General features: G+C 61.0%; 8 protein-coding genes. All 8 read left to right on the plus strand.

Annotated elements, in window-relative coordinates; genetic code table 11:
- Positions 1–3: 3 nt before the first annotated feature.
- Entirely contained in the window at positions 4–1,794 is a 1,791-nt protein-coding gene (locus tag H7B67_RS17385; protein ID WP_185121132.1) for an L-fucose isomerase, read from the plus strand.
- Positions 1,795–1,881: 87 nt separating this feature from the next.
- A complete protein-coding gene (locus tag H7B67_RS17390) occupies positions 1,882–3,819 on the plus strand; it encodes a DUF2961 domain-containing protein (protein WP_185121133.1) in 1,938 nt (645 codons plus the stop codon).
- A gap of 34 nt (positions 3,820–3,853) precedes the next feature.
- Positions 3,854–4,888: a phosphotriesterase family protein gene (locus tag H7B67_RS17395; protein WP_185121134.1), complete on the plus strand. Its 1,035-nt coding sequence runs from the start codon at positions 3,854–3,856 to the stop codon at positions 4,886–4,888.
- A gap of 386 nt (positions 4,889–5,274) precedes the next feature.
- Complete coding sequence (locus H7B67_RS17400; RefSeq protein WP_245363935.1) at positions 5,275–6,615, plus strand: glycoside hydrolase family 140 protein; 1,341 nt, start codon at positions 5,275–5,277, stop codon at positions 6,613–6,615.
- Positions 6,608–8,227 carry a response regulator gene (locus tag H7B67_RS17405; protein WP_185121135.1) on the plus strand — a complete coding sequence of 540 codons (1,620 nt, stop codon included), beginning with the start codon at positions 6,608–6,610 and terminating at the stop codon, positions 8,225–8,227. The genes H7B67_RS17400 and H7B67_RS17405 overlap by 8 nt, the downstream gene beginning before the upstream one ends.
- A complete protein-coding gene (locus H7B67_RS17410) occupies positions 8,224–10,038 on the plus strand; it encodes a cache domain-containing sensor histidine kinase (protein WP_185121136.1) in 1,815 nt (604 codons plus the stop codon). The genes H7B67_RS17405 and H7B67_RS17410 overlap by 4 nt, the downstream gene beginning before the upstream one ends.
- Before the next feature lie 790 nt (positions 10,039–10,828).
- Entirely contained in the window at positions 10,829–11,770 is a 942-nt protein-coding gene (locus H7B67_RS17415) for an ABC transporter permease (RefSeq protein WP_185121137.1), read from the plus strand.
- A gap of 17 nt (positions 11,771–11,787) precedes the next feature.
- The gene (locus H7B67_RS17420; RefSeq protein WP_185121138.1) at positions 11,788–12,732 is read left to right on the plus strand and encodes a carbohydrate ABC transporter permease; all 945 of its coding nucleotides are present in this window, start codon (positions 11,788–11,790) and stop codon (positions 12,730–12,732) included.
- The last annotated feature ends 26 nt before the right edge of the window (positions 12,733–12,758 follow it).

Here is a 12,758-nt window from a genome sequence, read left to right on the forward strand (position 1 = left end):
ACGGTGGCGGACAAGGCGCATCGCTATGAGAACGGTTTTCCGAAGATCGGCATCCGGCCGATTATCGACCGCCGCAAGCTGGTGAAGGCGGCAACGAAGGACATGACGATGGAGCTCGCCCGCGCGGCGGCGAAGCTTCTGTCGGAGACGCTGCGTTACCCGGACGGATCGCCCGCGGAGTGCGTCGTGAACGACGTCTGCATCTCGGGGTTCAAGGAAGCGTCGCAGTGCGCGGACCGGTTCGCGAAGGAAGGGGTCGGCGTCATCGTGACTGTCGCTTCCGGCTGGTGCTACCCGCTGGAGACGATGGAGACGAACGCTCAGCTGCCTCACGCCGTATGGGGCTTCAACGGCACCGAGCGGCCGGGCGCGGTGTACATGGGGGCGCTTCACGCGGCCCATAACCAGAAGGGATTGCCGATATTCAAAATCTACGGGAAACACGTCCAGGACCTGGACGACCGATCGATTCCGGAGGACGTGCAAGCGAAGCTGCTTCAGTTCGGGCGGGCGGGTCTGGCGGCGGCGCTGCTGCGCGGCAAGTCGTACCTGTCGATCGGCTCGGTGTCGATGGGCATCGCGGGCTGCATCGTCGACGATTCGTTCTACCAGCGCTACCTTGGCATGAAGAACGCCTACGTGGACATGACCGAGGTGACCCGGCGGATCGAGCGCGGCATCTACGACGAGAAAGAGTTCCGGATCGCCCTCGCCTGGGTGAAGGAGAAGTGCCGGATCGGCCCCGACCCGAACCCTGCTGAGCTGGTCATTCCGGACGAGAAGAAGGAGCGGAATTGGGAGACGGTCGTGAAAATGGCGCTTATCGTCCGAGACCTGATGATCGGCAATCCGAAGCTGGCCGAACGGGGCTACGAGGAGGAAGCGTACGGGTACAACGCGATCGCCTCCGGCTTCCAGGGGCAGCGGGAGTGGACGGACCACTTCCCGAGCGCCGACTTCCTGGAGGCGGTGCTGAACAGCTCGTTCGACTGGAACGGGGTACGCGAGCCGTATATCGTCGCGACGGAGAACGACAACCTGAACGCCGTGACGATGCTGTTCCAGCATTACCTGACGAACACGGCCCAGATCTTCGCCGACGTCCGGACCTACTGGAGTCCGGAGGCGGTGGAGCGGGTGACCGGCCACCGGCTGGAAGGGCGCGCGGCGGGAGGAATCTTGCACCTGATCAACTCCGGTCCGGCCGCCCTGGACGGCACGGGAGAGATGATGCGGGACGGCCAACCGGCGATGAAGCCTCACTGGGAGATCGGCGAGGAGGAAGTCGAGCGCTGCCTGGCCGCGACCTCGTGGCGGCCGACGTACATGGACCAGTTCGCGGGCGGCGGCCATTCCACCGATTACCTGACGAAGGGCGGCATGCCGGTCACGATGGCGCGGGTCAACCTCGTCGAAGGGATCGGTCCGGTTCTGCAGCTGGCGGAAGGCTATACGGTCGAGCTGCCCGAAGATGTTCACGCGAAGCTGGACGAGCGGACGACGCCGACGTGGCCGACGACTTGGTTCGTGCCGAACCTCGTGCCGGGCGATCCCGTCTTCGACGACGCCTACTCGGTGATGGAAGCGTGGGGCTCCAACCATTGCGTCGTCAGCTACGGCCATATCGGCGCGGATCTGATTACGCTGGCGAGCATCCTGCGCATTCCGGTGAACATGCACAACGTCGGCTCCAAGCGGCTGTTCCGCCCGAGCGCGTGGAGCGCGTTCGGCACGAAGGACGCAGAGAGCGCCGACTTCCGGGCTTGCGCGGCTTACGGGCCTTTATACGGATAATTTTATAGGCAGCGAAGGCCAAACCGCTCCCGCGCGACGCGGTTTGGTTCTTTGCGATGCGCTTAAACGGCGATAGGAGGGGTAAACATGTCCGATAACCAAACGAGCTCGAGTGAAGACCGATCGGTGCAACGCCAATCGGATTTAAGAGGACTCGCGAACCTGGAGCGCTTCGATCTGCTGCCGCTGCTGCGGGACGGCGTTCAGGTGCGGTACGAGGGCAGTATCGACAAGCAGGGCTATAACGCGGATTGGGACTGGTGGCTGTACCGGGAAGGAGACGAATGGGTCATTTTCGACGTCGACGGACCCGGCTGCATCTATAACTTCGTGCAGCATCGCTACCCGGAGAGCGCGGAGCCGACGTTCCGGTTTTACTTCGACGGGGAAAAGGAGCCCAGGTTCGCGATCAAGCCGTCGGAGTTCGGGACGAAGCCGCCGTTCCTGAGTCCGCTCGCGGACGCCTACCTGGGGCCGGAGGACAACGGGCGCGGCCCGATCCGCGTCGTGCGCAGCTTCGTGCCGATGCCGTACGCGAAGTCGTGCCGGATCACGTCGGACCTGCGGCTGAAGGGAGCGGGAAAGGGCGACGGCGGCTGGGGTCATGTCGTCTACCACTCCTACTCCGATGCGGAGGGAGTCCGCACGTTCACGGGCGCGGAATCGTACGAACGCGTGCTGAACATGTGGAGCCGGGTCGGAGAGGACCCGAAGCCCGCGAAGCCGGCCGAGGCCGAGCTTCGCTCGGAGCTGACGATCGAGCCGGGCGAGACGAAGGTCGTGCTGGACGCGCGGGGAGCGGGGAGCGTCGCCGCCGTCCTAGCGGAGCCAGATAGCGGGGGAGACGAGTCCTGGCTGCGCGAGCTGTGGATTCGGGCGACGTGGGACGACCATTCGAAGCCCGACGTCGAGTGTCCGGCGGGCCTCTTTTTCGCCAACGAGCTGGGGTACAACCCCGTCGGCGTCCTCTCGCACGGCCGGAGACCGGACGGAAGCTGCTACCACTACTTCCCGATGCCATTCTGGCGAAGCGCGCGAATCGAGCTTGTCAACCAAGGAACGGCGCCGGTGCGGTTCGCCCGGTGGGAGACGCGATATACGGCATCGGATCCGCATACGTATCCGGAAGGCCGAGCGGGCTACTTCCGTTCGTCCGCGTACTATGAGCCGAAGGCGACGCCGGGTGCCGACAGCGTCATCGGGCGCATCGAGGGCCGCGGGCATCTCGTCGCCGGCCACGTGACCGCCCGGGCCCGCAAGCCCGGCGTTATCAGCTGCGAAGGGGACGTTCGCGTGCTCATCGACGGCATCGCGACGCCGCAGGTCGAGAGCGACGGCTCCGAGAGCTGGGCGTGCTACGGCTGGGGCTTCCCGACGCCGCCGGAGTCGAATCCGTCCAGCGCGTACGACGGACTGCCGGACAATCCGTGGTCGATGGTCCGGCTGTGCGGCGGAGACTGGTACCCGTTCCGCAAGGAATTAGTATTCGGAATCGAGTCGGGAGAGTTCAACAATCAATATCTGAGGCACTCCGGCATTCTGTTCTACTATGGAATCGACGAGCCGGGACTTCTGTTGACCGACGAGCTCGACATCGGCGACAAGGCGTCCGAAGGCGTTCACGTCTACCGGTCGACCGGAAGTCGAGGGCATTACGAGGTCGAGAGCGAATACGAGGACGGAACCGGGCGGGTCTTCCGCGACAAGGGACACGAGACGGAGGGCGACAGCCGGTTCGTCGTCTCGGTCGATCCTCGCAACCGGGGCGTGCGCCTGCGCCGAAGATCCGACCAGATCGCGGGGCGGCAACGGGCGAACGTATACGTCGACGGCGTCCTCGTCGCGGAGCGAAGCTGGTACTTCGCCGATCGGAACCCGTACAAGCGCTGGCTGGAGGACGAGTTCGAGATTCCGGCTTCCTACACGGCGGGCAAGACCGATATCGAGGTTAGGCTCGAATACGTCCAGGAAGGCGAAACGAGGGCTTGGAACGAATTCCGTTATTGGATATACTCGATTATCTAAAGACACGAGGCGGCAAAAAAAGGAGCGGGAAGCGATGAGCTCGATAGATCCGAATGTAACGATCCCCTGGAATAGAGAGGCCGAGGAACCGGCAGGCCGAATCCGAACCGTGCTGGGGGACATCGAGCCTAGGCGGCTCGGCTTCTGCCATAGCCACGAGCATCTTTTTCTGGCTCCCGGCTTCCCTCAGACGGTGAACAAGGATCTGCTCATCGACGATTATGCGCTGACGCTGCGGGAGCTCCGGTCGTTCCGGGAGATCGGAGGAGAGGCGATCGTGGACGCCCAACCGCTCGCCTGCGGACGGATGGAGACCGAGCTCCTGCGCGTCTCCGAAGAAGCCGGCATCCATGTCGTGGCGTCCACGGGCTTCCACAAGCTCGCGTTCTACCCTCCGGATCATTGGATTCGCAAGCTCGGGGAGAAGGAGCTGACGGAGCTGTTTATCGGCGAGCTGGAGGACGGCATGCTGTCCGGCACCGACTGGCTGGAGCCGGAAGCGGCGGAACGCGTCCAAGGCCGGGCCGGCCAGATCAAGACGGCGGTCGACGCCGAGCGGATGGCCGATCCCGACAAGCGGTGGTTCGCCGCGGCTGCGAACGCCTCGCTAGAGACGGGCGCTCCGATCATGTGCCACACGGAGAGCGCGGCGCAGGCGAGGTGGCTGCTGAGTTTCTACCTGGAACGGGGCGTTCCGGCCGAGTCGGTCATCCTTTGCCACTTGGACCGGACGCTGGACGATCCGGACGCGCACCTCGAACTTGCGGGCCAAGGCGCCTATCTCGAATACGATACGATCGGCCGCTTCAAGTACCATTCCGACGAGGAAGAGGCCAAGTGGATCGCGCGGATGCTCGCGGCGGGGCTGGAGGACCGGCTGCTGCTCGGGCTCGACACGACGCGTGCGCGCCTCGCCGCTTACGGCGGCTGGCCGGGCCTGCGGCACATCGCGCAGAGATTTCTGCCCCTGTTGGCTCTGGAAGGAGCGACAGGACAGCAACTGGTCAAGCTGATGGAGAAGAATCCGGCCAAGGCGTTCTCTTGGCGGAGCCGAGCGGGGTTGAACTAAGCATTGGAGAAGCCGCGAGCGGATGGTTTGAAGCTGTAACCCGAGGATATCGGGTTACAGGAGGCGCGAGCGGATGGTTTGAAGCTGTAACCCGAGGATATCGGGTTACAGGAGGCTTGAGCAGTTGGTTTGAAGCTGTAACCCGACGATGTCGGGTTACAGGAGGCGCGAGCGGTTGGTTTGGAGCTGTAACCCGACGATGTCGGGTTACAGGAGGCTTGAGCGGTCTGTGATGTCGAGTTACGGGAAGCGCAAGGGCCGTTTTATGCAGTCTCTGTCGTAGCAATTTACGATACAACGCCGATTCGAATTATGCTATGCTTAGATTATCATTAACTGTTATCTGTTGTTGGATGCTATTGGGAATGGCATGGGGGTGCGGCGAAATGATCCAAACGAGAATGCAGCGTCTTCGCGTTAACGACGGAGGCCGATTTTTGGAGAAGGAAGACGGAACCCCGTTCTTCTGGCTGGGAGACACCGCGTGGGAGCTGTTCCACAAGCTGAACCGGGAGGAAGCGGAGCATTACCTGCGCACCCGGGCGGAGCAAGGGTTCAACGTCGTTCAGGCGGTAGCGCTGGCCGAGTTCGAGGGCGTCACGACGGGCAACGCGTACGGACGGCTGCCGCTGCTCGCCGATTCGTCCGGGCTTCCCGATCCGTCCCGGCCCGATCTCGCAGGGCCTAACGGCTACTGGGATCACATCGATTTCGTTCTGGATACCGCCGCGGCTTACGGCATTTATATCGCTTTGCTGCCGACGTGGGGAGACAAGTTCAACAAGCTGTGGGGCAAGGGGCCGGAGATTTTCTCCCCGGAGAACGCGCGGACCTACGGCCGCTGGCTCGGAGCGCGCTATCAGCACCGGCCGAACCTCGTCTGGGTGCTCGGCGGAGACCGGCCGCTGCAGACTTCCCGGCACTTCGCCATCGTCGAAGCGATGGCCGAAGGGCTGACTGAAGGGGACGGCGGCGCGCACCTCCGGACGTTCCACCCGAAGGGGGCCGAGTCCTCGTCCCATCACTTGCACGATGCGGATTGGCTGGACTTCAACATGATCCAGTCCGGCCACGGCGAAGCGGCGATCGCGAACGACCTGCGGGTCGCGGCGGACTACGCCAGGCTGCCGGTCAAGCCGACGCTCGACTCGGAGCCTTGCTACGAGGACATCCCGATCGGCTTCGATGCCGCGAACGGCTACTTCGACGAGGCCGACGCGCGGCGGGCCGCGTATTACGCCGTCCTGTCCGGCGCGTGCGGCCATACGTACGGGCATCACTCCGTCTGGTCGATGGCTGAAGGCGCTTACGCGAACAACGAGATGACCGAGCCCGGCGCCTATTTCCTCATGGACTGGAAGACGGCGCTTCGCCGGCCCGGAGCGAACCAGATGAAGCACGTGCGCGCCTTGATGGAGACTTCGGGGTTCGCTTCTCTCCGTCCCGACCCGCAACTTCTCGCCCGCAACTTCCCCGGCTCGAACCGGATGGTCGCGGCGCGAATCGAGGCCGGAGCGCTCGTCTACTGCCCGAACGGATTGTTCGCGGAGATCGATCTGGGGCGCTTGGAAGCCGCCGCGGTCGAAGCGTCCTGGTTCGATCCGCGAAGCGGCGAATACACGCAAGCCGGAACTTGCGAGGGCGAAGGGGTACGGCGCTTCGACGCCCCGTCCAGCGGACGCGGCAACGATTGGGTGCTCCGGCTGAAGGAGGTTCCCCATGCATAAAGTTCTGATCGTCGAAGACGAGATGCTGGTCAGGCTCGGGCTCAAGAACTCGGTCGACTGGAGCCGGTTCGGCATGGAGGTCGCGGCCGACGTGCCGGACGGCCAGGCGGCATGGGACTTTATCCAGCGGGAAAATCCGGACGTCGTCATCACCGACATTCGGATGCCCCGGATGGACGGCATGGAACTGATCGAGCGGATCCGGGAGCGCGACAAGCGGACGCGGATCGTCGTGCTCAGCTGCCTCGAGGAATTCGACCTTGCCCGCAAGGCGATGACGCTCGGCGTCTCCAACTACATCCTCAAGCTTACGATGACCGAGGAAGAAATCTCGAACGTTCTGAACGGCGTCTCCGAGGAACTCGGCCGGTTAAACGGCAAGAGCGAGACCGCGGGGGGAGCCGGAGACCTTCCGGCGAACCTCGAGCTCGTCAAGGAGAAGATGCTGAAGGACTTCCTCTTCTACGGCATCTTCAGCCCGGACGAATTCGGCTCGTTCGTCCAGCGAAGCGGCATGCGGCTCTCGCCGGTCCGGCTCCAGGCTTGCGTCATGGAGCTGGACCGGTATTCCCGCATCAAGCAGAAGTTCAAGGACGAGCACGGTCACCTCGTGAAGATGTCCCTGCTCAACGTCCTCAGCGAGATTCTCGCTTCTCGCAAGCGGGGAGAGGCGTTCCACCTGGACGACAACCGGTACCTGCTTTTGTTCTCCTACGGGGATCTGCACTCCGAGCAGAGCATCCAGGCGGAGACCGGCGCGATTCTGCAGCAGATCCAGGACGTCATCCGAACGTACTTCAACGGGACCGTCTCCTTCGGAATCAGCGCGCCGCGCAGCGGCTACGCTTCCTTGCCTTCCTCGCACGCGGAAGCGCAGCAGGCGCTCGGCCGCAAGTTTCTCGCGGGGCCTGGCCAGCTGCACGCAACCGGCGGTAAGAGGGAGACCTCCGGCTACCGCGGCCGTTTGGCGGCCATGCGTCGGTACGAACCGATTCGTTCGCTGCTGCCCAAGGCTAAACAGGAGGAGTACGAGAGATACCTCGAGCTGATCGAGGAGCAGGCGGGCGACCGCAAAGCGGTGACAAGCGCGCTTTTCCAATTCGTTCAGTGGATCGCTACCCAGATGTACGACAGCAACCAGAACGAACGAGCGCTGCTCTACAATATCACCGAGCGGCTTGAGGACAGCGATACGCTGCCCGGCATGCTCGACGAGACGGCGGCATACGTGGCCGAGCTGGCGAAGCAAGCGCATGAACGGCTCCAGATGAGCGACGAGATCGCCAAAGCGATCCAATACGTGAAGCTGCACTACGCGGACAACATCAGCCTGCAGACCGTTGCGGACTACGTCGACTTGAGCTCCGGATACCTCAGCAACCTTTTCCGCAAAGAGCTGCAAATCACGTTCATCGACTACCTTAACCGATACCGGATCGAGCGGGCGAAGGAGCTGATGGCGACCACTTCGAAGAAGTCGTCCGACATCGCCGTCGAGGTCGGCTTCTCGCCGGAATACACGTACTTCAGCAAAGTGTTCAAAAAGGTGACGGGACTTAACCCGAACGAATATCGGCGGGAATGGCTGGCCGGCGCCAAGGCGGACACATGAAAAGGGCGGGACGCCTTCGCATGAACAGCCTGCGCGCCCAACTGATCCTTTTCTTCATGATCATCAGCCTGGTCGTGCTGTCGGCGGCTTCTTACATCATCTATACGTTCATGCTGAACCAAATCAAGGGACAGAACGAGAGGCTGATGTACCAGCAGTTCCAGCAGGCGGACCATAACATTCACGGGCTCGTCGCGGACGTGGACCGCCTATCCAAGCTATTCCTGCTCGACGACCAGATCCAGGAAATCCTGCTGCACCTGTCCGACAAGAGCGAGCTCGAATTCCTGGCTTACAAGAACCTGCTGCACGCGCAGATCGAGAAGTTCATCAGCAATTACGGCTACGTCCACTCCGTCTACCTGACGACCGAGAACCTGGGAGCGATGGGCGGAAGCGGGGATACGACTCTCGTCCAGTCGCAAGAGGAATGGAACAAGAGCTTCTTCGGCTCGGACGTGTTCCGGAGGTCGGTGGAGGCTTTCCCGGAGATGATCATCCAAGGCGGCCTGAGAAAATCGTACTTCAATCCCTACATGACCGGGACGAAGGACGGCTCGGTCGTGAGCATGATCCGCGGCGTGCGGGCCATTTACGATCCGAAGACGAGCGCCACCTTGATTTTTAACGTGGATGAGCGCTACCTCGCCTCGCTCTATTCGGCCGATCTGAATCCTTCCGACGGGGACATGTACATCGTCGACTCGCAGGGCAGCATACTGTCCGGCAGCCGTCCCGAGCGGATCGGCACCACTAGCGCGTTCCATCCTTCGGAGGCGGGGCAGGAAACCTATGGGAGCATGGACGACCGGACGGGAGACGCTTCTTACCAGCTCGTCTACTACAAGCTTCAGGATGCCGGCTGGTATGCGGTGAAGGAGATCCCTCTTCGGATGTACTCGGGGCAGATCCTGACCGTTCAGCGCACTCTGATTGCCGTTTTCCTGTGCAGTATCCTGATTATTTTCGCCGTGTCGTACTTCTGGTTGAGGAAAATGATCAAGCCGCTCCATCTGCTGGCCGGCAAGATGAAGGACGTCAGCCGCGGGGAGCTCGGGGTCACCTTCGATCGGATCCCGAACAACGAGCTCGGCATCGTCGTGAGGCGGTTCAACGAGATGTCGCTCAGCATCGTTGACCTGCTCGACAAGAACAACCGCATGCAGGAGAGCAAGCGGGAGCTGGAGATCGAGGCGCTTCAGTCGCAGATCAACCCTCACTTTCTCTACAACACCTTGAACATGATCCGCTGGATGGCGACCATGATCAAGGCGGACAATATCGTGGGCACGATCGTCGCGCTCGGCAACATCCTGCGGCCCGTCTTCTCGAGCAAGGACCCGATGTGCTCGCTGCGGGACGAGCTGAGCTACCTGGAGCACTATATCAAAATCATCAACATGCGCTTCAACAACAGCATCCGCTTCGAGATCGAGGTGGAGGAGCCGGAGCTGGAATGCCGCGTCCCGCGCTTCCTGCTGCAGCCGCTGGTGGAGAACTCCATCGCCGCGGGGCAGCGGGAGGAGGAGCCGGTCATCTTCATCGGCATCCATGCGAAGATCGAGGAGGGCGAGCTGCGCATCCGCGTATCGGACTCGGGCATCGGCCTCGAGCCGGAGCTTCTCGAGGAGCTGAACCGCAAGCTCGAATCCGGCGAGAGCCATGAGTCGTCCGGCGGAGGCACCGGTATCGGCCTGAGCAACGTGAACAAGCGGATCCGACTCTACTTCGGGCCGGAGTACGGGATTCACTTCGAGCCTAGGGAGAAGGGGGCGGAGGTCGTCGTTCGGCTTCCGGCCGGCGAGGCTTAATAAGCGATTTTGGAGGAACGGCGCTTTGGCGCTGTTCTTTTTTTGCTTATAGGGGGCGCGTGCTGGAGTCTTTAGGCTCGAGTGTGGGATGTAACCTCGGTGGGCCAGCGTTGAATGGCTTCCATCGAGATGATCTCATCCGAGACTATCTCCGCTCTCAAAGTACCTCAATTCCGTCGAGATGATCTCAACCGAGACTATCTCCGCTCGCAAAGTGTCGCGTCCTCGCCGAGATGGTCTCATCCGAGACTATCTCCACTCGCAAAGTACCGTATCCCCGTCGTATCACCTACAAAAAACACACAGCCTCGCAACATAGCTGGAGTACGTTCCAGATGAGTAGCCACGACTCAACTGAGCGCAAGTGTCCTCACGAGGAAAGCCAGATGAGTAGCCACGACTCAACTGAGCGCAAGTGTCCTCACGAGGAAAGCCAGATGAGTAGCCACGACCCAACTGAGCGCAAAGTGTCCTCACGATCAAAGCCAGATGAGTAGCCACGACCCAACTGAGCTCGGATTTTCCCTGCGAATCGCTAAGAAACTCTTCCGAACGCACGGAGGGCAGCGCGGCAAATTCGCCAACGGAGCCTCGTCGCATCCCCACAGTCAAAAAGCATCCGGCGGGAGTATGCGAATCGTTCAACCGAATCGTTAAATCGTTCAATCCCGGGGGAGACTCCGAGCCGTTTTTTTCAAACAGATCGTCAGATCCTTCATTCGAAGGCGCGAATTGAAGCGCTATCATTAAGCCATAGAGACAGACAGACATCAAGCAAAGGAGAAAGACCATGGCCCTAACCCTCACGGCAAAAAAAGGCAAGGAGTCCGGCAGATCGAGGCACTTCCGCAAGGACGGCGTCAAGCTGCTGCTGATGGCAAGCCCTTTTGTCCTGTTCGCCTTCGCCTTCAGTTACGTACCGCTGTTCGGCTGGATTTACGCTTTCTTCGATTACCACCCGGGCATTCCGCTCAACCGTACCGAATTCATCGGGATTCAGAATTTCCGAGACATGTTCAGCGATCCCCGTATGGGACCGGTCCTGATCAACACGCTTGCCCTCAGCTTCCTCTCGATTCTGACCGCGCCGATCCCGATGCTGTTCGCGGTGATGGTGTCGGAGGTCAAGAGCGGCTGGTTCAAGCGCCTGGTCCAGACGGTATCGACGCTGCCCCATTATATTAGCTGGATCATCGTGTATGCGCTCGCGTTCAGCATGTTCAGCACGGAAGGGGCGGTCAACACGATCTTCTCGCATCTGGGCATCAGCGACACGCCGGTCAACGTGCTCGGCAACTACGACCGGGTATGGACGGTGCAGACGCTGCTGCTGCTCTGGAAGGGAGTCGGCTGGAGCGCGATCATCTACCTCGCCGCGATCGTCAGCATCGACAGCGAGCAGTACGACGCCGCCAAGGTCGACGGAGCGGGAAGGCTTCGGACGATCTGGCATATCACGGTTCCGAGCATCATGCCGACCTTTATCGTTCTGCTGCTGCTGTCCATCAGCAATCTGCTGTCCGCCGGCTTCGAGCAATACCTCGTTTTCAACAACGTTCTTGTCGCCGACCGGATCGAGGTGCTCGATCTTTACGTATACCGGCTCGGCCTCGTAACGGGAGACTATTCGTATTCGACGGCAGTCGGCATGTTCAAGTCGGTCATCAGCATTCTGCTGCTGTTCACCGTGAACTTCCTCTCGAAGAAATTCCGCGGTCAAGGCATCGTATAGAGAAAGGAGCTCGTCCCATGAACACTCAAGCAAGCGCGCAACCGGCCGGACGGACGGAGACGAAGCCGGCCCGCCGCCGGCGGAAGATCGATTGGAAGGACTTCTCGTTCAACGCTATCAACTACTTTATCTTGACTATTCTCATCCTGATAACGATCTATCCGTTCTACTATATCTTCGTTTACTCGATCAGCGATTCGATAGAAGCCCAGAAGGGCGTCACGTTCTGGCCGGCCGGCTTCTCGCTCGAGGCGTACCAGAAAACGCTCACCCTGCCCGGCATCAAGGACGCCGCCATCGTCTCGCTCTCCCGGACCGTATTGGGGACCATCCTCACCGTGCTCTGCTGCTCGTTCTTCGCTTATTTGATCACGAAGGAAGAGATGCTGCTGCGCAAATACGTCTATCGCTTCGTGCTCATCACGATGTACTTCAACGCCGGATTCATTCCGTGGTACCTGACGATGAAGACGTACGGCCTGCAAAACAACTTCCTCCTGTACATCGTGCCGTCCGCTCTCGCCGGCTTCAACGTCATCTTGATCAAAACGTTCATCGAGCAGCTGCCGGCCTCGCTAGAGGAATCGGCGAAAATCGACGGGGCGGGATACATGAGGATCTTTACGAGCATCATTTTCCCCCTGTCGATGCCCATTATCGCGACCATCGCGGTTTTTGCGGCGGTCGGCCAGTGGAGCACCTGGTTCGACAATTGGTTCCTTGTGGAGAATCCGAAGCTCCAGACTCTGCAGCTCGTTCTCTACACGTTCCTGAACCAGTCCAGCAACCTGGCGAACGCGACGACCGAGCAGCTCAATCGGGGCGACCTGGTCCGCACGCTGACTCCGCAGTCGATTCAGATGACGATCACGATGCTCGTCACGCTGCCTATCGTTCTCGTCTATCCGCTTCTGCAGCGCTACTTCGTCAAGGGCATCATGATGGGCGCGGTGAAGGGATAAGCCTCCGGCTGATGGGAAGGGTTAGA

Origin of the sequence: Cohnella thailandensis, assembly GCF_014212135.1 — a bacterium.
Classification (GTDB): Bacteria; Bacillota; Bacilli; order Paenibacillales; family Paenibacillaceae; genus Cohnella; species Cohnella thailandensis.

Bases quoted from the DNA above. Each gene is read 5' to 3' on its own strand.
- H7B67_RS17390 (WP_185121133.1), top strand. From the start codon at position 1,882: ATGTCCGATAACCAAACGAGCTCGAGTGAAGACCGATCGGTGCAACGC.
- H7B67_RS17395 (WP_185121134.1), top strand. From the start codon at position 3,854: ATGAGCTCGATAGATCCGAATGTAACGATCCCCTGGAATAGAGAGGCC.
- H7B67_RS17400 (WP_245363935.1), top strand. From the start codon at position 5,275: ATGATCCAAACGAGAATGCAGCGTCTTCGCGTTAACGACGGAGGCCGA.
- H7B67_RS17405 (WP_185121135.1), top strand. From the start codon at position 6,608: ATGCATAAAGTTCTGATCGTCGAAGACGAGATGCTGGTCAGGCTCGGG.
- H7B67_RS17410 (WP_185121136.1), top strand. From the start codon at position 8,224: ATGAAAAGGGCGGGACGCCTTCGCATGAACAGCCTGCGCGCCCAACTG.
- H7B67_RS17415 (WP_185121137.1), top strand. From the start codon at position 10,829: ATGGCCCTAACCCTCACGGCAAAAAAAGGCAAGGAGTCCGGCAGATCG.
- H7B67_RS17420 (WP_185121138.1), top strand. From the start codon at position 11,788: ATGAACACTCAAGCAAGCGCGCAACCGGCCGGACGGACGGAGACGAAG.